The organism is Streptomyces sp. NPDC030838, assembly GCF_055572035.1.
Genome location: NZ_JBVIED010000020.1, coordinates 112,897 through 133,861, shown reverse-complemented (window position 1 = coordinate 133,861; position 20,965 = coordinate 112,897). Strand labels below are relative to the sequence as shown.

Annotated in this window: 17 protein-coding genes and 1 tRNA gene; 13 read left to right on the top strand and 5 right to left on the bottom strand. The window is 71.4% G+C overall.

The window, feature by feature from the left end; genetic code table 11:
• Positions 1-7: 7 nt before the first annotated feature.
• Positions 8-1,072, top strand: coding sequence for an ATPase BagA (gene bagA / locus ACZ42A_RS36830; RefSeq protein ID WP_468531715.1), 1,065 nt, complete (start codon positions 8-10; stop codon positions 1,070-1,072).
• Positions 1,069-2,460 (top strand): ATPase BagB, encoded by a 1,392-nt coding sequence (gene bagB / locus ACZ42A_RS36825; protein ID WP_468531714.1) that lies wholly within the window; start codon positions 1,069-1,071, stop codon positions 2,458-2,460. Before bagA ends, bagB begins: the two co-directional genes overlap by 4 nt.
• A 185-nt stretch (positions 2,461-2,645) precedes the next feature.
• On the opposite strand, the gene wblA is transcribed toward bagB, so the two are convergent.
• Positions 2,646-2,984, bottom strand: coding sequence for a transcriptional regulator WblA (wblA, locus tag ACZ42A_RS36820; RefSeq protein ID WP_063608098.1), 339 nt, complete (start codon positions 2,982-2,984; stop codon positions 2,646-2,648).
• A gap of 441 nt (positions 2,985-3,425) precedes the next feature.
• On the opposite strand from wblA, the gene ACZ42A_RS36815 reads away from it, so the two are divergent.
• Entirely contained in the window at positions 3,426-5,729 is a 2,304-nt protein-coding gene (locus ACZ42A_RS36815) for a transglycosylase domain-containing protein (protein ID WP_468531713.1), read from the top strand.
• Positions 5,730-5,890: 161 nt separating this feature from the next.
• Here the strand turns inward: ACZ42A_RS36815 and ACZ42A_RS36810 are convergent, their stop codons facing one another.
• Positions 5,891-6,355 (bottom strand): GatB/YqeY domain-containing protein, encoded by a 465-nt coding sequence (locus tag ACZ42A_RS36810; RefSeq protein WP_468531712.1) that lies wholly within the window; start codon positions 6,353-6,355, stop codon positions 5,891-5,893.
• Positions 6,356-6,454: 99 nt separating this feature from the next.
• On the opposite strand from ACZ42A_RS36810, the gene ACZ42A_RS36805 reads away from it, so the two are divergent.
• From ACZ42A_RS36805 to ACZ42A_RS36775, 7 genes are all read left to right on the top strand, one after another.
• Positions 6,455-7,381 (top strand): metallophosphoesterase, encoded by a 927-nt coding sequence (locus tag ACZ42A_RS36805; RefSeq protein ID WP_468531711.1) that lies wholly within the window; start codon positions 6,455-6,457, stop codon positions 7,379-7,381.
• Positions 7,382-7,493: 112 nt separating this feature from the next.
• Entirely contained in the window at positions 7,494-8,279 is a 786-nt protein-coding gene (locus ACZ42A_RS36800) for a Pr6Pr family membrane protein (RefSeq protein ID WP_468531710.1), read from the top strand.
• 33 nt (positions 8,280-8,312) lie between these two features.
• Positions 8,313-8,386 (top strand) — tRNA-Pro (locus ACZ42A_RS36795).
• 313 nt (positions 8,387-8,699) lie between these two features.
• Positions 8,700-9,206 carry a toxin-antitoxin system HicB family antitoxin gene (locus tag ACZ42A_RS36790; RefSeq protein WP_468531709.1) on the top strand — a complete coding sequence of 169 codons (507 nt, stop codon included), beginning with the start codon at positions 8,700-8,702 and terminating at the stop codon, positions 9,204-9,206.
• Between the two features lie 85 nt (positions 9,207-9,291).
• On the top strand, positions 9,292-10,134 hold the full coding sequence (locus tag ACZ42A_RS36785) for a DUF4097 family beta strand repeat-containing protein (protein WP_468531708.1): 843 nt from the start codon (positions 9,292-9,294) through the stop codon (positions 10,132-10,134).
• A 98-nt stretch (positions 10,135-10,232) separates the two neighbouring features.
• Positions 10,233-11,192, top strand: a complete 960-nt coding sequence (locus tag ACZ42A_RS36780; protein ID WP_468531707.1) for an ATP-binding cassette domain-containing protein — start codon at positions 10,233-10,235, stop codon at positions 11,190-11,192.
• A complete protein-coding gene (locus ACZ42A_RS36775) occupies positions 11,189-11,977 on the top strand; it encodes an ABC transporter permease (RefSeq protein ID WP_468531706.1) in 789 nt (262 codons plus the stop codon). The genes ACZ42A_RS36780 and ACZ42A_RS36775 overlap by 4 nt, the downstream gene beginning before the upstream one ends.
• Before the next feature lie 24 nt (positions 11,978-12,001).
• Here ACZ42A_RS36775 and lysA read toward each other — a convergent pair whose 3' ends face one another.
• Both lysA and ACZ42A_RS36765 read right to left on the bottom strand, forming a co-directional pair.
• A complete protein-coding gene (gene lysA, locus ACZ42A_RS36770) occupies positions 12,002-13,336 on the bottom strand; it encodes a diaminopimelate decarboxylase (RefSeq protein WP_468531705.1) in 1,335 nt (444 codons plus the stop codon).
• Between the two features lie 14 nt (positions 13,337-13,350).
• Complete coding sequence (locus tag ACZ42A_RS36765) at positions 13,351-13,698, bottom strand: SAV_915 family protein (protein ID WP_468531704.1); 348 nt, start codon at positions 13,696-13,698, stop codon at positions 13,351-13,353.
• Positions 13,699-14,130: 432 nt separating this feature from the next.
• Here ACZ42A_RS36765 and ACZ42A_RS36760 point away from each other — a divergent pair, with 432 nt between their 5' ends.
• Positions 14,131-15,423 carry an IS701 family transposase gene (locus ACZ42A_RS36760; RefSeq protein WP_468531703.1) on the top strand — a complete coding sequence of 431 codons (1,293 nt, stop codon included), beginning with the start codon at positions 14,131-14,133 and terminating at the stop codon, positions 15,421-15,423.
• A gap of 85 nt (positions 15,424-15,508) precedes the next feature.
• On the opposite strand, the gene ACZ42A_RS36755 is transcribed toward ACZ42A_RS36760, so the two are convergent.
• A complete protein-coding gene (locus ACZ42A_RS36755; RefSeq protein ID WP_468531702.1) occupies positions 15,509-17,422 on the bottom strand; it encodes a helix-turn-helix domain-containing protein in 1,914 nt (637 codons plus the stop codon).
• A gap of 225 nt (positions 17,423-17,647) precedes the next feature.
• On the opposite strand from ACZ42A_RS36755, the gene ACZ42A_RS36750 reads away from it, so the two are divergent.
• Positions 17,648-18,364: a 50S ribosomal protein L11 methyltransferase gene (locus ACZ42A_RS36750; RefSeq protein WP_468531701.1), complete on the top strand. Its 717-nt coding sequence runs from the start codon at positions 17,648-17,650 to the stop codon at positions 18,362-18,364.
• Between the two features lie 82 nt (positions 18,365-18,446).
• Positions 18,447-20,567, top strand: a complete 2,121-nt coding sequence (gene pabB / locus ACZ42A_RS36745) for an aminodeoxychorismate synthase component I (RefSeq protein ID WP_468531700.1) — start codon at positions 18,447-18,449, stop codon at positions 20,565-20,567.
• Positions 20,568-20,965: the final 398 nt, after the last annotated feature.

Genomic DNA, 20,965 nt, shown 5'->3' with positions numbered 1-20,965 from the left:
GCCGCTGTTGCCGGAGCGCCCCGCGGACGGCCACGGAGGACGTTATCCACAGCCTCCCGATTGGCTCGGGCGCGGACTGGTTACGCTCGAAGGCGTGAGCAGGCTCCAGGTCGTCAGCGGCAAGGGCGGGACCGGAAAGACGACGGTCGCCGCCGCCCTCGCGCTGGCCCTGGCCACGGAGGGGAAGCGGACGCTCCTCGTCGAGGTCGAGGGTCGGCAGGGCATCGCACAGCTATTCGAGACGGAGGCGCTGCCCTACGAGGAGCGGAAGATCGCCGTCGCTCCCGGGGGCGGGGAGGTGTTCGCCCTCGCCATCGATCCCGAACTGGCCCTTCTGGACTACCTCCAGATGTTCTACAAACTGGGGAGCGCCGGACGGGCCCTGAAGAAACTCGGCGCCATCGACTTCGCCACCACCATCGCGCCCGGCCTGAGGGACGTGCTCCTCACCGGCAAGGCGTGCGAGGCGGTCCGGCGCAAGGACAAGGCGGGTCGGTTCGTCTACGACTACGTCGTGATGGACGCGCCGCCCACCGGGCGCATCACCCGCTTCCTCAACGTCAACGACGAGGTGGCGGGGCTCGCCAGGATCGGCCCGATACACAATCAGGCACAGGCCGTGATGCGGGTGCTGAAGTCCGCCGAGACGGCGGTCCACCTGGTGACGCTGCTGGAGGAGATGCCGGTCCAGGAGACCGCCGACGGCATCGCCGAACTGCGCGCCGCCCGGCTGCCGGTGGGCCGGGTCATCGTCAACATGGTCCGGCCGCAACTGCTCGACGGGGCCGACCTGGACTTCGTACGCACCCTCCCGCGCCCCGAACTCGCCCGCTCGCTGTCGGCCGCGGGGCTCGGCGGCGCCCGCCGCGGCCAGCACGCCGAGCGGCTGGTGGACCCGCTGCTGGAGCAGGCGCGGGAGTACGCCGAGCGGTACACGCTGGAGCACGAGCAGCGGGCCGTCCTCGGCGAGCTGGGCCTGGCGCTGCACGAACTGCCGCTGCTCGCCGAGGGCATGGACCTGGCGGGCCTCTACGAACTCGCCACCGAGCTGCGGAAGCAGGGGATGACATGAGCCCGGAGCCCACCCCGCCCCACCATCACCTGGCCCCCGCGCGCGTGCTCGACGTCGACCCGCTGCTCGACGACCCGAGGACCCGGATCGTGGTGTGCTGCGGCTCCGGCGGCGTCGGCAAGACGACCACGGCCGCGGCGCTGGGGCTGCGCGCGGCGGAGCGCGGCCGCAAGGTCGTCGTGCTCACCATCGACCCGGCGCGCCGGCTCGCCCAGTCCATGGGCATCGACTCCCTCGACAACACCCCGCGCCGGGTGAAGGGCGTCGAGGGCGACGGCGAGCTGCACGCGATGATGCTCGACATGAAGCGCACCTTCGACGAGATCGTCGAGGCGCACGCGGACCCCGAGCGGGCGGCCGCGATCCTGGGCAACCCGTTCTACCAGTCGCTCTCGGCGGGCTTCGCGGGCACGCAGGAGTACATGGCGATGGAGAAGCTGGGGCAGCTGCGCTCGAAGGACGAGTGGGACCTGATCGTCGTCGACACCCCGCCCTCGCGCTCCGCGCTGGACTTCCTCGACGCGCCGAAGCGGCTCGGCTCCTTCCTGGACGGGCGGCTGATCCGGCTGCTGACCGCGCCGGCCAAGCTGGGCGGCCGCGCCGGGATGAAGTTCCTGAACGTCGGGATGTCGATGATGACCGGCACCCTGGGCAAGCTGCTCGGCGGCCAGCTGCTGAAGGACGTCCAGACGTTCGTGGCCGCGATGGACACCACCTTCGGCGGCTTCCGCACCCGCGCGGACGCCACCTACAAGCTGCTCCAGGCGCCCGGGACGGCGTTCCTGGTGGTCGCGGCGCCGGAGCGGGACGCGCTGCGCGAGGCCGCGTACTTCGTGGAGCGGCTGGCGGCGGAGGACATGCCGCTCGCCGGGCTGGTGCTCAACCGGGTGCACGGCAGCGGCGCCGACCGGCTGTCGGCCGAGCGGGCGCTCGCCGCCGCGGAAAATCTTGAGGAGCCCCGCATTGTGGATCAGGGGGGAGGGAAAGCTGGACTTCGTAACTCTCGTGACACGTACGGCAGTTCGGCTCCCGACGAAGGCTCCCCCGCCGACCCGGACGAGGCCGCCGTACCGGACGACGACGGCTCCCCCGCCGACCCGGGCCCCGAAAGCACCTCCGAGGAGGGCACCGGACGCACCTCCGAGGAGGGCACCGGCGAGGAGCGGTCCGTCGACCGGCTCACCGCACGCCTGCTGAGGCTGCACGCCGAGCGCATGCAGCTGATCGCCCGTGAGCAGCGCACACGTGACCGCTTCACCGCGCTCCACCCCGAGGTGGCGATGGCCGAAGTGGCCGCGCTGCCCGGTGATGTGCACGACCTCGCGGGACTGCGGGACATCGGAATCCGGCTGGCCACCTACCGGCCGGAGCCTGCGGACAGCGAGTGAGACGGGCGAGGGCGCGAGTGAGGCCCGAGTGAGTCAGGCGAGGCGCGAGGAACGTCGTCAGGGACCGCCCCGTACCTCCAGGAGACCCGCACCTCCAGGCCCCCTGCCTCCAGGACCCGCACCGCGAGCCCCCAACGGCCGACGGCACCGAAATCTCCGTCGGCCAGAGCCCCGCAGGGCCCCGCTCAGCTGACCGCCGCGTAGTTCTCGTACACCTGGTCGTCGTCGAGAGGCACCAGTCCGGCGCCCCGCTCGTACTCCGTACGCGCCGTCTCCAGCAGCCGGCGCCAGGAGGTCACGGTGGGCCGCCTGCGCAGCAGTGCGCGGCGCTCCCGCTCCGTCATGCCTCCCCACACGCCGAACTCGACGCGGTTGTCGAGCGCGTCGGCCAGGCACTCGGTCCGCACCGGGCATCCGGTGCACACCGCCTTGGCCCTGTTCTGCGCTGCTCCTTGAACGAACAGTTCATCCGGATCGGTAGTGCGGCAGGCCGCCTGCGCACTCCAGTCGGTTACCCAGCCCATACCGGCGCCGTCCTCTCCCGAATCGAGGCTCCCCCACGGCGGCAGCGGCATATTCACCGCCGCCAGTTGAGGACGTTACGGAAGGTGGGCACAGCGCAACACCCCCTTCGGGCCCAATCTTGAATGGCCCGAACGGACTATGCGTAAGCGGCAGATCACCCGGGGGAGTGAGCGTGCGACATGCGCGACAATCCCGGCATTTCGGGATGATTCAGTTGCGCCACAACGGACGCCAGGTGACACACAAGGCGGATTCGGACACGCACCCAACACGCCCCCGACACCCACCTGGACGAGGCTCCGGGAAGTCGCCGGGTAGGAGAGGGAACGATTCGCCATCACCGGACGTATTGATACGTGGCCCCACTGCTGTGACAGTTGAGAGCAGCTTAGGCCAAGGCATATACGCGTGTCCGGCGAATGAGAACGTAGGCTGCCCTCATGGCAAAGAAGCGCTCGGGCGGGGGTCTGTCGCCAACGCAGCAGGCCGCCAAGTTCCTCGGTGTCAGTGTGCTCGCGGGAGCCGTCATGGCCGGCATCGCGCTGCCCGCCGTGGGCGCGCTGGGGCTCGCGGCGAAAGGTTCGGTCGAGGGGTTCGACGAGATCCCCGCCAATCTGAAGACGCCGCCGCTCAGCCAGCGCACCACGATCCTCGACGCCAACGGCGACCCCCTCGCGACGGTCTACTCGCGCGACCGCACGGTGGTCGACCTCCAGAACATCTCGCCGTACATGCAGAAGGCGATCGTCGCGATCGAGGACGCCCGCTTCTATCAGCACGGCGCGATCGACCTGAAGGGCGTCCTGCGCGCCCTCAACAAGAACGCCCAGAGCGGCGGGGTCGCCGAGGGCGCCTCCACACTCACCCAGCAGTATGTGAAGAACGTCTTCGTGGAGGAGGCCGGCGACGACCCGACGAAGGTCGCGGAGGCCACCCAGCAGACCCTCGGCCGCAAGATCAAGGAGCTGAAGTACGCGATCCAGGTCGAGGAGGAGCTGGGCAAGAAGAAGATCCTCGAGAACTACCTGAACATCACGTTCTTCGGCCAGCAGGCCTACGGCGTCGAGGCCGCGTCCCAGCGGTACTTCTCCAAGCACGCCAAGGACCTCAACCTCCAGGAGGCCGCCCTCCTCGCCGGCATCGTCCAGTCGCCGAGCCGGTACGACCCGGTGAACGACGAGGCGGAGGCCACCAAGCGCCGTAACGTCGTCCTGCAGCGCATGGCGGAAGTCGGCGACATCTCCCAGGCGGACGCCGACCGGGCCAAGGAGACCTCGCTCGGCCTGAACGTCAGCCGCCCGAAGAACGGCTGCATCACCGCGGTCAAGGGCGCCAGCTTCTTCTGCAAGTACGTCGAGAAGGTCTTCCTCAACGACCCGGTCTTCGGCGAGACGAAGGAGGAGCGGGCCAAGCTCTGGAACCAGGGCGGCCTGACCGTCCGCACCACCCTCGACCCGCAGGCTCAGGAGTCGGTGCAGGACTCGCTCGCGGACCACGTGAACCAGTCGGACTCCGTCGCCGCGGCCGTCACCCTGGTCGAGCCCGGCACCGGCAAGATCCTCGGCATGGGCCAGTCGAAGCCGTTCGGCTACGGCGACAACGAGACCGAGATCAACTACTCCGTCGGCAACGACATGGGCGGCTCGAACTACGGCTTCCCGACCGGTTCGACCTTCAAGCCGTTCGTGGCGGCGGCGGCCCTGGAGGAGGGCCGGCCGGTGACCCAGGAGTACTCGTCGCCGTACGACATGGAGTACCCGAGCCCCGTCCAGACCTGCGACGGCAGGCCGTGGGTCAACACCGAGCGGGCACGCGTCGAGAACGAGGACGAGTCCGAGGTCGGCCCGTACCGGCTGAAGGAGGCCATGGAGAAGTCGGTCAACACCTTCTTCGTCCAGATGATCTCCGACATCGGCATGTGCCCGGTGATGAAGATGACCGACGGGCTGCACGTGGTGCAGGGCAACGGCGAGAAGCTGCCGGAGGTGCCGGCGATCTCCCTCGGCTCCAAGGGCATCTCCCCGCTGACGATGGCGACCGCGTACGCCGCGTTCGCAGCCCGCGGCATGTACTGCACGCCGATCGCGATCGAGTCGATCACGCAGAAGATCGGCAAGGAACAGAAGTCCCTGGAGGTGCCGAAGTCCACCTGCTCCCGGGCCATGTCCGAGAAGACCGCGGACACCGTCAACACGCTGCTGCGCGGCGTGGTCGACTCCGGTACGGGCCAGCAGGCCGGCCTCACCAGCCGCGAGAGCGCCGGCAAGACGGGTACGACGGACGAGCGCCGCAACGCCTGGTTCGTCGGCTACACCCCCAACATGTCCGGCGCGGTCTGGGTCGGCAGCGCCACTCAGCAGGTCAAGATGGTCGACATCACCATCGGCGGCCGGTACCACTCCAAGGTCTACGGCGGTGAGGTCCCGGGCCCGATCTGGCGCGACGCCATGTCCGGCGCGCTGGCGGACAAGGAGGCCCCCTCCTTCAACCTCGTCGACATCCCCGACGGCGGCGACCGGGACCGGGACGAGGACCGCGGCGACAACGACAACGGCAACGGCGACAACCCGGGCAACGGGAACGGCAACGGCGGCGGCCTGATCGCCGGCCTCACCAACGGCGGCACGACCGGCGGCCCCGAGCCGGAGCCGTCGTTCTCCATCCCCGAGGGGTGGTTCGAGGGCGGCGACAACGGCGGGAACAACGGGAACGGCAACGGCGGGAACGGCGGGAACTGGCCGTAGCGGTCCGCCGTAACGGTCCGGCGTGAGCGATACGACGACGGGGGCGCCCTCACTGGGAGGGGCGCCCCCGTCGTCGTATGTACGGACGCGAATGCTCGGTGGGCCGGGAGCCCTAAGGGCCTGGGGTAGCCGTATGACTCAGCCGGCGAGGGCCGTATGACTCAGCCGGCGAGGAGCTTCTTCACCGCGGCGGCGACCCGCCCGCCCTCGGCCTGGCCCGCCACCTTCGGGTTCACGATCTTCATGACCGCGCCCATGGCCCGCGGCCCCTCGGCCCCGGCGGCCTTGGCCTCCTCCACGGCCTGGGCGACGATCCGGTTCAGCTCGTCGTCGCTGAGCTGCTTGGGCAGATAGGTGGCCAGCACCTCGCCCTCCGCCTTCTCCCGCTCGGCCTGCTCGGCACGACCACCCTGCGCGAACGCCTCGGCCGCCTCCCGCCGCTTCTTGGCCTCACGGGTGATCACCTTCAGCACCTCGTCATCGGAGAGCTCGCGCTTCTCCTGACCCGCGACCTCCTCCTTGGTGATCGCGGCGAGCGTCAGCCGGAGCGTCGAGGAGCGGAGCTCGTCACGCTCCTTGATCGCGGAGTTGAGGTCTTCCTGAAGCTTCGACTTGAGCGTGGTCATGGGGTTGATTGTCGCAGGTGTACACGGCCCGACGCCCGCTCATTTACGGCGGCCGACGCCCGCGTACGGACCGACCGCCGGGTCTGACACGATGGGCGCATGCGCGCGCGATACGGAGTTCCCCTGGGAATCGCGGCGGTTGGCGCCGCCGGACTGCTCTACTCGGCGGGTTTCGAAGCCCGCTCCTTCCGCCTGCGACGGGTGACGGTCCCCGTCCTGCCCGCCGGAATGCGCCCGCTGCGCGTGTTGCAGGTCTCCGACATCCACATGGTCGGCGGCCAGCGCAAGAAGCAGCGCTGGCTGCGCTCGCTGGCGGGCCTGCGCCCCGACTTCGTGATCAACACGGGGGACAACCTGTCGGACCCGGAGGGCGTCCCGGAGGTCCTGGACGCCCTGGGCCCCCTGATGGAGTTCCCCGGCGCCTACGTCTTCGGCTCCAACGACTACTACGGCCCCAAGCTCCGCAACCCCGCCCGCTACCTCGTCGAGAAGGTGCAGGGCCGCCACGGCCTGAACGGCAACCCGCCCGCCGTCGGCGCGGTCCACAACCCGTGGGAGGACCTGCGGGACGGCTTCGACGCGGCCGGCTGGCTGAACCTGACCAACACGCGCGGCACGCTGAAGATCGACGGCGTGTCGGTGGAGCTGACGGGCCTGGACGACCCGCACATCAAGCGGGACCGGTACGACCGGGTGGCCGGCGGCCCCTCCGGCACGGCCGACTTCTCGATGGGCGTGGTCCACGCTCCGTACCTGCGCGTCCTGGACGCCTTCACCGCCGACGACTACCCGCTGATCCTCGCCGGCCACACCCACGGCGGCCAGCTCTGCATCCCCTTCTACGGCGCGCTGGTCACCAACTGCGACCTGGACACGGACCGCGTGAAGGGCCTCTCCACGCACACGGCGGAAGGCCGTACGGCGTACCTGCACGTCTCGGCGGGCTGCGGGACGAACCGCTACACGCCGGTCCGGTTCGCCTGCCCGCCGGAGGCGACGTTGCTGACGCTGGTGGGGCGGGGCTAGCGGGACGAGGCCGGGCCCAGGTACGGCCGGGGGCCCGGGTGCGACCGGGCGGGGTCCCCCACTCGGCCCACCCGAATCGCCCGTTTCGCCCTGCTTCCTTAGCGTGAGGGGCATGACCGCCCCGATACCCAGGGACATCCCGGACCTCCCCGCGATCCCGGGCATGCCCGCGCTGCTGCCCTCCCCTGTCCCCGCCACGGCGGTGGTGGCCCCCGTACGCCGCCCCCTGACCGCGGCCTTCCGCGTACTGACGGCGCTGGCCGCCGCGGCGGGCGTAACGATCTACATCCTGCTCGGCAGCCCCGTGAGGGTCCTCAGCTACTTCACCATCCAGAGCAGCATCCTGCTGGCGCTGGTCCTGCTGCTCTCGGCCCGCCGCGCCTGGACCGCCCGCCACCCACTGCCGAGCGCGCTGACCGGCGCGGTGCTGCTGTACGCGGTGACCTCGGGCCTGGTCTACCACCTGCTGCTGGTGCACGCGGCGACCCCGTTCACCATGACGGAGCCCGCCGCCGCACAGACCGCCTGGCACACCGTGGCCAACCACCTCCTGCACACCGCGGTACCCGCGGCGGCGGTCGTGGACTGGCTCCTCCTGACCGCCCCCGGCAGCCTGCGCCTGCGCCAGGCCCCCACCTGGCTCCTGTACCCCCTCGCCTACCTGGCGTTCTCCTTCGCCCGCGGCGAGCTGCTCCTCCCCGGCACCCCGGCCCGCTACCTCTACCCCTTTCTGGACGTCGAGGTCCACGGCTACAAGGGCGTCCTCGGCAACGCCCTCCTCCTCGGGCTCTCCATCTACGGCGCCGCCGTCCTCCTCGTGGCCCTCGACCACGCCCGCCCCAACCCGGTCCGCCACCGCTCCAAAACCGGATTTCGTCTCAGGCCGCCAGTGGGCTAAAGTAAACGACGTCGCCGCGACAAGCAGCGACATCGGGGTGTAGCGCAGCTTGGCAGCGCGCTTCGTTCGGGACGAAGAGGTCGTGGGTTCAAATCCCGCCACCCCGACAGTGCAGTAGCAGGTGAGCCACCTAGGAACATTCCTAGGTGGCTCACCTGTTTTGTGTGCGTGGGCGCGCGATGTGCGGGGGCTGGGTTGGCGGCGCGCCGCGTGACACCCGATTGGTGCCATCTGGCGCCACCCGGTGCCATCCGGTGCCACCCCACGGTCCCCGTAGGCGCATGAATACGTCCGGCACCACGGTAACCCCCGTCGCCCGCTCCACGTTTCCGCAGGTCAGAGCTATTACGAGAACACTCGGGCCGCACCAGGCGCCATTCAGGCTTGCGCGTGGCGCCACAGTGGTGCCATGATGGCGTCATGGACCTCACCCCGTATGTCGACACCCTCCGGCGCGAACTCGCCGTGGCCGCCGAAGCCGGTGGCGACGAAGCTCGCGCGCTGGCCGAGAGGCTTACTGCTCCCCTGGAGTCGGCGACGCGGCTGACCATGCTCAATGTGCTGTCCGCCGCGATGGACGAGATCACCCGTGAACTCGCCCCCGGCTCGGTCGACGTGCGGCTGCGCGGGCTTGACCCCGACTTCGTGGTGACGCTGCCCGGCGGCGGTGTAGAGCCGGCCGCGCCTGTCGAACCGTTCAGGGCCCCGGCGCCGGCCGACAGTGACGAGGGCGGGACCGCGCGCGTCAATCTGCGTCTGCCGGCCCAGCTCAAGGCGCGCGCCGAGGAGGCCGCCGCCCGTGAGGGGCTGTCGGTCAACGCCTGGCTGGTGCGCGCCGTGTCGGCCGCGGTCGAGGGCGGGGCCCGGCCGCGACCGGCGGAGAAGACTCAGACGCTCGGACAGAGCTTCACCGGCTGGGTGCGCTGACCGCGCCTGACTGCAGCACTTCATTTCACCCACATCACGTCCCACCAGGGGGGACGCCGCAACGACCCAAGAGGACGGGACAGCCATGCCTTCTTTCGACACTCCCGAAGCGATCTCGGTCACGGCGCGGGTGGACGCCGGTTCCATCCAGTTCACCGCGGGCGACCGTGCCGACACCGTCGTCGAGGTGCGGCCCCGCGACGCGAAGAAAGATCTGGACGTGCGGACGGCCGAGCAGACGGAGGTCACGTACTCGAGCGGTGTCCTGTCCGTCAGGACGCCCAAGGCCAATCTGTTCGGCCGTACGGGCGTCGTCGACGTGACGGTCGAACTGCCCACCGGCTCAAGCGTTGACCTGACCGGCGCCTGGACCCAGGTGCTCGGCGAGGGCCGGCTTGGCGACGTACGTATGAAGACGTCGACCGGGGACGCGCGCTTCGACGCGACCGGCCCCCTGCACCTGACCGCATCGCACGGCTCGATCACCGTGGACCGCGTCGAGGGCAGGGCCGAGATCACCACCAGCTCCGGCAGCATGCGCGTCGGCCTCCTCGACGGACCCGCCGTCCTGAAGAACTCGCACGGCAACACGACCGTCGATGCCGCGACCGGCGAGCTGCGGGTGAGCGGCGCCAACGGCGACATCGAGATCCGGCGCGCCGAGGACTCGGTCACCGCCACCACCGCACACGGCACCCTGCGCGTGGGCGAAGTGGTCCGCGGCACCGTCCAGTTGGAGACCTCCTACGGCGCGATCGAGGTCGGCGTCCGCGAGGGCACGGCCGCCTGGCTCGACGTCAGCTCCGGCTCCGGACAGGTGCGCAACAGGCTCACCGCCTCCGAGGCGCCGGAGACGACCGAGGACACCGTCAAGGTCCGCGCCCGCACCAAGTACGGCAACATCGACATCCTTCGCGCCCGGGGCTGAACAACGGCTTCGCCGACTCGCCCGTCCCAGCCCATCCCGCCTCACCCCATCCCAGTCACTTCAGCCTTCGAACGGGGGGCTCCATGCCTTCTTTTGTCATGCCTAAGTCAAGGCGTTCCGACGGTCCGCAGTCGTCGCCCGCTGCCGTCTCCGCCGTCGGACTGCGCAAGTCCTACGGCGACAAGACCGTCCTCGACGGCATCGACCTGCGTATCCCGGCCGGGTCCGTGTTCGCGCTGCTCGGGCCCAACGGCGCCGGCAAGACGACCGCCGTGAAGATCCTCTCCACCCTCATCGCCGCCGACGGCGGGCAGGCCCAGGTCGCGGGCCACGACCTCGCCGCCAACCCGCAGGCCGTGCGCGCCGCGATCGGGGTCACCGGGCAGTTCTCCGCTGTCGACGGGCTGATCACCGGCGAGGAGAACATGCTCCTCATGGCGGACCTGCACCACCTGTCCAAGCGCGAGGGCCGCCGGGTCAGCGCTGAGCTGCTGGAGCGGTTCGACCTCACCGAGGCCGCGAAGAAGCCCGCCTCCACCTACTCCGGCGGCATGAAGCGCCGCCTCGACATCGCCATGACCCTCGTCGGCAGCCCGCGGATCATCTTCCTCGACGAGCCGACCACCGGCCTCGACCCGCGCTCCCGCCACAACATGTGGCAGATCATCAGGGAGCTGGTCACGGGCGGGGTGACCGTCTTCCTCACCACCCAGTACCTCGAGGAGGCTGACGAACTCGCCGACCGCATCGCAGTGCTCCACGACGGCCGTATCGCCGCCGAGGGCACCGCCGAAGAGCTCAAGCGGATCGTCCCCGGCGGCCATGTCCGGCTCCGGTTCACCGATCCGACCGCGTACCAGTCCGCCGCCTCCGCGTTGCGCGAGGCCTCCCGGGACGACGAGTCCCTCACCCTTCAGATCCCGAGCGGCGGCAGCCAGCGCGAACTGCGTTCCCTCCTCGACTGGCTGGACTCCGCCGGTGTCGAGGCCGACGAGCTGACCGTGCACACCCCCGACCTCGACGACGTCTTCTTCGCCCTGACGGAGGCTGTCCGATGAGCTCCCTGTCCCTCGCCGTACGCGACTCGTCCACGATGCTGCGCCGCAACATCCTGCACGCCCGGCGCTACCCGTCCCTCACCCTGAACCTGCTGCTCACGCCGGTCATGCTCCTGCTGCTCTTCGTCTACATCTTCGGCGACACCATGAGCGCGGGCATCGACGGCGGTGCCGACCGGTCCGAGTACCTCGCGTATCTCGTACCGGGCCTGCTGCTGATGACCATCGGCAGTACGACGATCGGCAGCGCGGTGTCCGTCGCCATGGATATGACCGAGGGCATCATCGCCCGCTTCCGCACGATGGCGATCCACCGGGGTTCCGTCCTCATCGGACACGTCGTCGGCAGCGTGCTGCAATGCGTGATGAGCGTGGTCTTCGTCGGCGCCATCGCGGTGGCCATCGGCTTCCGGTCCACGGACGCCACCGCCCTGGAGTGGATCGCGGCGTTCGGGCTGCTCACGGTGTTCGCCCTGGCGCTCACCTGGATCGCCGTCGGCATGGGCCTGTCCAGCCCGAACCCCGAGGCCGCCAGCAACAACGCGATGCCGCTGATCTTCCTGCCGCTGATCTCCAGCACCTTCGTCCCGGTCAACGCGATGCCGGGCTGGTTCCAGCCGATCGCCGAGTACCAGCCGTTCACGCCGGCCATCGAGACCCTGCGCGGGCTGCTGCTCGGCACCGAGATCGGCCACAACGGATGGCTCGCCGTCGCCTGGTGCCTGGGGCTCGCGGCGCTCGGCTACGTCTGGTCCAAGTCACTGTTCAACCGCGACCCGAAGTAGCCGCCACAGCCGCGATGTGGGTCGTCACAGGCCCACGTCGCGGCTGCTGATGTCCGCCAGGGACTCGCGGCGGATCAGCAGGCGGGCGATCCCGTCGCGTACGGCGGCCACGGGTGGGCGGCCGACCAGGTTGTAGCCGGAGGCCATGGACAGGTGGTAGGCGCCCGCGACGGGGACGGCGAGCAGGTCGCCGGGGCGTGTGTCGGCGGGGAGTCGGGCGTCGGCGGCCAGGATGTCGCCCGCCTCGCAGTGGCGGCCGACCACCGTCATACGGGCCGGGGCCGCGGTGCTGTGGCGGCCGATCAGGCGAGGGGCGTAGCGGACGCCGTACAGGGCGGGGCGCGGGTTGTCGCTCATGCCGCCGTCGACCGCTACGAAGACGTGGTCGCCCGTGTGCTTCACCGACAGGACGCGGTACAGGGCGACTCCCGCCGGTCCCACGATCGCCCGGCCCGGCTCGATGATCAGGCGCGGGACCGGGAGGCCGGCCGTGCCGCAGGCCTCCGTCAGTTCCGCGCGGACCTTGCGGGCCAACGTGGCGAGGTCGAGGGCCTGTTCACCGGGACGGTAGGCGATGCCGTGGCCGCCGCCGAGGTCCAGCTCGGGCAGGACCAGGCCGTGCTGCTCGTACAGGCGGCTCATGAGGCCGACCATGCGGCGTACGGCGGCGAGGTAGGGCTTGACGCTGGTGATCTGGGAGCCCAGGTGGCAGTGCAGACCGGTGAGTTCGAGCTGCGGTTGGCCGAGCAGACGGGCGATGGCGTGCTGGGCGTAGCCGTCGGCCATGGACAGGCCGAACTTCTGGTCGTCCGTGCCGGTACGGATCTTCTCGTGGCCGCCCGCGCAGATGCCGGGGACGACGCGGACCATGACCCTCTGGTGTCCGCCCGGACCCACGGCCGCCGCCAGTCGCGCGATCTCCGACGGGCTGTCGATGACGATGCGTCCGACGCCCAGGCGCAGGGCGGTGTCCAGGTCTCGGGGGGACTTCGCGTTGCCGTGCAGCACGATCCGGTCGGCCGGGAAGCCGGTGGTGACGGCGAGTTCGAGTTCGCCGGCGGAGCAGACGTCCAGGCCCAGGCCCTCCTCGTCCATCCAGCGGGCCATGGCCCGGCAGAGGAACGCCTTGGCGGCGTAGAGGACTTCGGCTTCGGGGAAGGCGTCCCGGTAGGTACGGCAGCGGTCGCGGACCTCGGTCTCGTCGAGGACGTAGACGGGGGTGCCGAAGCGGTCGGCCAGCTCGGCGAGCGGTACGCCGCCCACCGCGAGGGCGCCGCGCACCGGCTGGGTGGTGGTCCTGGGCCACACCGACAGGTCGCCGGTCCTGATCGGGGCGGTGGGTTCGTGAACCGTGGTCATCGTGTCCGCCCCTCTCAGGCCGTTCGCAGCGTCGAGGTCCCGAAGGTGACCGGCGTGACCGGCGCGGGGGCCGGGGCGGTGAACTGCGGGTCCACCGTGACGGTGGTGATGCCGAGCGGGGCGGTCAGCGCGCGCAGGGCGGGTTCGGCGAGGCGGATCCAGGTCTGGTCGGCGCCGAGGGTGGCGGTCAGCCGGTGCGCGGAGGTGAAGCCGACGGCCGTGCGCTCGCCGAGCGGAGTGCGGAAGATCCGGGCCGCACACCCGGAGAAGCCCGGCCGGACCGGGACGTACAGAGGTCCGGCCGGGGGTCCATCGGAGGGTTCGGAGGGGTCGGGGTCGTCGCCGTACAGAAGCCCTGCCATGGGTGCCTCCCGAAAGGCAGCGAGCGAGTGGTCCGGAACGCCCCGGCCGCGGGGAGGCGGGCCGGGGCTCGCCTTCGACGCTATGCCCGGTGTTGCGGGGGTCCCTGCCGGGCCCTGACGAGACGCTGACGTCGCTGCGCACGACCTTGACGGAGTGCTGACGCCGCGACTCGACTTGCCGCATCCCGCACATGTACTGAGCCGGGGCGTGGCGGCCAGTGGTGTGGCCAGGGCACCTGCGGGGGCGGTGGTCGTTGGGTTCTGTGGTGCTGGTGGGGGACCTTGGGTTGACGGCGGTGGTGGTCGGGCGACCGGGCCGTGGGGTGGCGTGGGGGTCCGCGCACCTCGTGTTCCGGACGGGAGGAGGGCAGAGTCTTGCCACGGACGGATACCGCCACGGCGTCGAAGGGGTAGGTTTTCGTGTTCGGGGGCATGGACATCGGATTCGGGCGGGACGTGTCGAGGTCCCATCTGCGGCTTGGCACCAGTGGTCCGGCCGTCAGCGGCGTCGCCGCCGGTGGTTCCGGGGACGCGTGGGAGGGGCCGGCGCGGGAGCTGGCCGACGTGTTGTTCGCCTCGTTCTCCCGGCGGGACCAGCGGCAGAAGGGCGAGCAGTATCTGCGTGGCCTGCTGAGAACCAGGGGGCGCAAGTCCATCCGCAACATCGCCGCCCATGTCGGCGGTCCGGCCGCCGAGCAGAGCCTGCACCACTTCATCAGCAGTTCCACCTGGGACTGGATGCCGGTGCGGGAGGCGCTGGCCGCCCATCTGGAGCAGGTCGCGGCTCCGCATGCGTGGGTGGTGCGGTCCATGCCGATCCTCAAGGCCGGTGAGCACTCCGTCGGGGTCGATCAGGTGTTTGACCCCTGTCTGGGGCAGGCGTTCCGGGGGCAGCACGCCTTCGGCGTCTGGCATGCCTCCGAGACCTTCAGCGCTCCGCTGCACTGGCGGTTGCACCTCCCCCAGACCTGGGTGCAGGACGACAACCGGCGCCGCCGGGCCGAGGTGCCCGAGGGGATCGGTGAGGAGACGGAGGAGGAGTGCGCTTCCGCCGCCGTACTGGAGACCATGACGTCCTGGCGGGTTTCGTTGCGGCCCGTGGTGCTCAACGTCCATGTCGCGCGTGTCGCCGCCACCGTCGGCCGGTTCACCGAGGCGGGCGTGCCCGTGATCGTACGGGTCGGCGGGGCGAGCCGGCTCACCGTGCGCGACCCCGCCCTGCCCGGCCACGGCGCCGGGCCCCTCGGCGCGGAGCAGATCCTGATGGCGGTCAGGGGACTCGGCCGGCCGGTCGAGTGGACCGACCCGGCCGGGCCGTCCCGCCCCCGCCGTGTCTCGACGGCCGTCACGGTGCGGGTGGGCGCGGCGAGCACGTCCGCGCGCCTGAGCCGGACCGGCCCCGGCTCCGCCGACCTCGTGCTGCTGGGCGAGTGGGAGGCCGCCGGGCGTGCGCCCTCGGCGATGTGGGTCACCAACATGGCCTCTGTACCGGCGAGCGCCCTGCTGCGCATGACCAAGCTGGCCGCACGGGCCCGCCATGACCTGGAAGAGGTGGGGGAGCGTGTCGGGCTCAAGGACTTCGAGGGGCGGTCGTTCCGCGGCTGGCACCGCCATGTGACGCTGGCCTCCGCGGCCCACGCGGTGGTGGCGCTGGCGGGCGACAGCATGGCCGACGGCCTCGCCGAGCAGGTACGTCTCACCGAGCAGGTGCGGCGGTCTGCGTGACGGCCGGCGCGTGTGCCGTGATTGTCGGCGGGTAGCCGTGACGGCCGGCTCATCGTCTGTCGGGCGGTCCTCACCGTCACGTCCGCTACACGCCCCGGTGGACCGCCTCCCGGGTCCGCAGCAGGCGCAGGGCCAGCTGGATCTCCAGGGCGTTCGCCGGCTGTTGCCAGTCGGGGCCCAGGAGTTCGGTGATCCGTTGCAGACGGCGGGCGATCGTGTTGGCGTGGACGTGGAGGTCTGCGGCCGCGCGCGTGGGGCTGCTGCCGGAGGTGAAGTACGCCTCCAGGGTGCGGACCAGGTCGGTGGAGCGCCTGCTGTCGTAGTCGAGCACCGGGCCCACGACGGAGTCGATGAAGGTGTCGGCGTCGTGGTCGTCGGAGAGCAGCAGCCCCAGGAAGCCGAGGTCGCGCGCGGACGCCGCGCCGCCCGTGGCGCCCAGGGAGACCAGGGCGTCCAGGCAACGGCGGGCCTCCTGGTGGGCCTTGGCGACCGAACCCAGACCGGCGGCGACGCCCGCCGCCCCGACCGTGACCGGATGGCCTAGGACGCGGGAGAGCTCGTCGGCCGCCGTGCGCGCCGCGGCCGATGGGTCCTCGGCCGGCAGCAGCAGGACCAGGCACTCGCCGCGTACGGTCTTCAGGCCGCGGTGCCGGTACGCGTACGAGGAGGCCCATACGGCGGTCTCCCCCTGCTTGGCGGCCTCGGGGCGGACGACGAGGACGGCGTGCGGGCGCTCCGGGTCCACGCCGAGGCGCCGGACCCGCTCGATCATGCGGCGCGGAGGCTGGGCGCCGCCCGCGAGGAGCGCGTCCAGGCACTCGTCGCGCGCGGGTCCGGCCGCCGCCCCGGCGCTGTGCGCGAGCAACTGCATCTGAGCCGCCGTCTGGCCGACGGCGTACAGCAGGCGGTGCTCCTCCTCGCTGAGAGGGGTGCTCCGCTGCACCAGCAGGACACCCGGGGCGTCGACGCCCGTGGTGACGTGGGTGGCCCATACGGTGTCCGTCAGGGCGACCGGTGCCTCGATCGCCTGCGACTCGGCGAGCGCCCTGACCACCCGGTCCGGGGTGGCCGAGGGGATGTCGCCGGTCCCGGCCAGGGTCCGTCCGTCGGCGTCCCGCAGCAGGAGCACGCCCCGCAGTTCGCCGCGGGCCAGTTCGAGGACGTCGTGCAGGGTGCTGCCGGTGAGGAGCATCCCGGACAGCCGGGCCTGTATCTCCGTCAGGTGCTCGAGACCGGCCAGGCGCACCGCCAGGCGGCACCGCTCCTCCTCCGCCTCGGCCTGGCCGGCCCGGAGGCGTTCCAGCCGCCGGGTCTCCTCGATGGCGGACGCCGCCAGGACCGCGAGCGAACTCAGCAGGCTGACCTCGTCGGGAGAGAAGTGCCGGCGTCCTCGTGACGCCCCGTAGAGCGCGCCGACGGAGGTGCCGTCGTGGGTCAGCGGCACGGCGAGGATCGCGTGGAGGCCTTCGGAGTCGACCACCTCGTCGATCGCCGGGGCGTGGGAGAAACGGTCGTCGGTCAGGTAGTCGGGGGTCCACAGGGGCGCCTGCGTCCGCAGGACCCGCTCGCCGAGGCCGAACCCGGTCGCCAGCTCCAGGCCCACGCTGCTCGCGGTGATCTCGCCCTTCGAGGTGTGCACGTACGAACCGCCGTCCGGCAGGCTCAGACTGACCCACGCCATGTCGAAGTTGAGCAGCCGACGGGCCTGGCTCGTCACGGTGTTCATCAGGTCGTCGAGACCGTCGCGGAACGCCATGCCCTGGCTGGTGTCGATCAGGGCCATGAGCCCCGCCTCGCGTCTGCGCCGCTGCTCCAGCGACGCGTGGACGTCCAGCGCCAGCCGGACCGCCTGCTCCAGTTCGTCCAGCCGTCCCTGCGGTGTGCCCTGGTGCCGGGCGAGCCGGAGCAGTTCCTCGAGCCGGGCGGGGGGCGCCTCCTGGGCGAGCAGCTCCAGGACGGCGAGCGCCGGAGAATCCGTCGAGGCAGCGTCCGGATCCACCAGTGCCCCTTACACAGAAGATGAGACCAAGCCAGATGACGATACGTACATTCGTTTGCACGAGGCAAGCGGAAGCCGGTCTGCCGAGGCACTCGGGGTGTGGTGGTAGCACCGGTGAGGTGCCCTCGCGGTGTTCCGGGAGCACCTTCCTGTCGGTCTGCTGTGTGAAAAATGATGTCTCTGGGGGCTGAGGGGAACGGCACCCCGCTGTGGCAAGGGGTGAGGATGACAGAACTCAAGAGCTACGTGCGGTCGTTGGAGCGCAGCCGGAGCGCGCTGACCCGTGCGGACCGGCCGAGGACGTTCGCGATGGCGGGCCGGGAGTGGGATCTGCTGGAGGGCGTGTTCGCGCCGCCGTTCTCGGCCACCACCCAAGTGGCCATGGAGATCCTGGGACTTGTCGGAGACGGGGAGCCGCGCTACCGCCGAGACGGGTCGTTCATCGAGATCGGGTCCGGCACGGGCGTCATCGCGGTGTCCGCGGCGCTGGCCGGGGCCGAGCGGGTGGTCGCCACGGACATCAGCGCGGTCGCCGTGGAGAACAGCCGGCTGAACGCCGAACGGCACGGGGTCGGCGATCGCGTACGGGCCCTGCACGGCGACCTGTTCTCCGCCCTGGACGCCGACGAGCGGTTCGACACGGTGTACTGGCACTCCAACTTCGTTCTGGCGCCGGAGGGTTACCGCTACGAGTCGCTCCACGAGGCGGCCTACGTCGACCCGGGATACCAGGCGCACCGGCGCTATCTGGTCGAGGCGCCGCTCAGGCTGACCGCGGGCGGCCGGGCGCTGTTGCAGTTCAGTGACCGCGGCGACCTGGACCGCCTGCACGAACTGGCCGCCGCCTGCGAGCGCGAGCTGACCGTGCTCTGCCGGCGCGCCTTCGCCGAGGGCCCGGAGACGATCGAGCACATCCTCTACGAGATCACGCCTGCTTCCTGAACGGCCGTACGGATCAGGGACGTCGACCGCCCCGTCCGGTGCTCCGACGCCGTCCGCACCGTCAACACGTCACGGAACCAGAGTGCGCACGCTCCTCATAGACAACTACGACTCGTTCACCTACAACCTCTTCCACTACCTGGCCGAGGTCAGCGGACGCGAACCGGTGGTCCTGCGCAACGACGACCCCCGCTGGCACCGAGGGCTCCTCGCGGAGTTCGACAACGTTGTGCTCTCGCCCGGACCCGGGAACCCGTCGGTGGACGCGGACTTCGGGATCTGCCGCGAGATCCTGGACCACGCCGACCTGCCGCTGCTCGGCATCTGCCTCGGCCACCAGGGCCTGGCCCTGGCGCACGGGGCGACCGTCTCCCGGGCACCGCAGCCCTGCCACGGCCGGGTGTCATCCGTACTGCACGACGGATCGGGGCTGTTCGAGGGCCTGCCCTCGCCGTTGGACGCGGTGCGCTATCACTCTCTGGCGGTGACGGACCTGCCGGACGAGCTGAGGGCGGTGGCCTGGACCCCGGACGGCGTCCTGATGGCCGTCGAGCACCGGGAGCGCCCGAGGTGGGGCCTGCAGTTCCACCCGGAGTCGATCCTCACCCGCCACGGCCGCGACCTCCTCCACAACTTCACCCGGCTGAGCGCCTCCTGGCACGCCGAGCGGGGCCGGGGCCGCCGGGAGACGCGTACCGATGCGGTGGCCGCCCGGCCGGAGTCCGGTGGCAGGTCCCCTGCGTCGAGTGCTGCTCCCGGGCGCTCGCTGCGGGTGCTCAGTGAGAGCGTGGAGACCCGGTGGAGCGACGAGGTGGCCTTCGACCGGCTCTTCCGGGGAGGCCCGTACGCGTTCTGGCTCGACAGCAGCAGGCCCGACGCCGGCATGGGCCGGTTCTCCGTCATGGGCGACGCCTCCGGGCCGCTCGCCCGCGTCGCGGAGGCCGATGTGCGCAGCCGTACCGTCACCGTGCGCTCCGCCGCGGGGACCCAGGTGGTGTCGGGCGCGTTCCTCGACTGGCTGGACCGCGACCTGCGTTCCGTCCGCGTCCAGGTCCCCGAGCTGCCCTGCGACTTCGCCCTGGGCTGGGTCGGCTACCTCGGCTACGAGCTCAAGGCCGAGTGCGGTGGCGGCACCGGCCACCCGTCGGAGGATCCCGACGCCGTCATGGTCTTCGCCGACCGGGCCGTGGTCCTCGACCACGCCACCGGGACCACGCATCTGCTGGCGCTCGCCGAGGAGGACGGCGACGGGGCGGCGGCCCGCGACTGGCTGCGTGCCACGGCGGACGCGCTGGCCGCGGTGGCGGGCCGGGCCCCGGAGCCGGGCCCGGCCTCCGCACCGCTGCCCGGCATCCGGCTGCGCCACGACCGCGAGGCGTATCTGCGGATGATCGCCCGCGCCCAGGAGGAGATCGCCGCGGGCGAGACGTACGAGGTGTGCCTGACCAACATGGCCGAGGCGCACGGGGACGTGGACGTCTGGGAGGCGTACCGCTTCCTGCGCCGCCACAGCCCCGCCCCGTACGGCGCGCTGCTCGGCTTCGGTCCGCTGTCCCTGCTCAGCACGTCCCCCGAACGCTTCCTGCGCGTCGACGGCGACGGGATCGCCGAGTCCCGGCCCATCAAGGGCACCCGGCCGCGGGGGGCGACCCCGGCCGAGGACGCCGCGCTCATGGCGGACCTGCGCGCCGACGAGAAGGACCGCGCGGAGAACCTGATGATCGTCGACCTGGTCCGCAACGACCTCGGACGGCACGCCGTCACCGGCTCGGTCGAGGCCGACGACATCTTCCGGGTCGAGACCTACGCCACCGTGCACCAGCTGGTGAGTCCGGTCCGGGCGAGGCTGCGCCCGGGGTCCGGGGCGGTGGACTGTGTGCGGGCGGCCTTCCCGCCGGGCTCGATGACCGGCGCGCCGAAGATCCGGACCATGCGCCTGATCGACGAGCTGGAGGCCGGTCCGCGCGGTGCCTACTCGGGCGCCGTCGGCTACTTCTCCCTGACCGGGGCGGCCGACCTCAGCGTGGTGATCCGCACCGCCCTGGTCACCCCGGGCCGGATCCGCTACGGCGTCGGCGGCGCCGTCGTCGCCCTGTCGGACCCGGCCGCCGAATACGAGGAGACCGCGGTGAAGGCGGCGCCCCTGCTGGCGCTGACCGGCTGCCCTTTCCCGGGCCGCCACCCGGAGTCGCTGCCCGCGTGAGGGACGCGGCACGGCCGGCGAGGAGTGCCGCGGCAAGGCCGCACACCCCGGACCGGTTGTGCGGCAAGGCTGCGACCGTGCCGCACAACCGGTGATCCGGCGTTCCGGGGCCGGCCGCCGACAGCCGGTCCCGAGGTGCGTGCCGCTCCGGCCGTGCCGCGGTCGACGGGGGAAGTTCGCCCGCGACACGGCCCGGCGTCGGCACGCACCGCTCACCGGGCCGACCCTCCCCCCGGCGGTCCGCTCCGGGCAACGCGGGCCCGCGCACTATGTCAGGTCGACGGCGGACCTGACAGACAACGGCCGCGGACGGGCGGCGCGGCGCGGCGGGCGGCGATGCTGTGCACCGGCGGTCACCGTGCCCGGCGTACGACGACCGCTCCGCACGAAGTCGACGA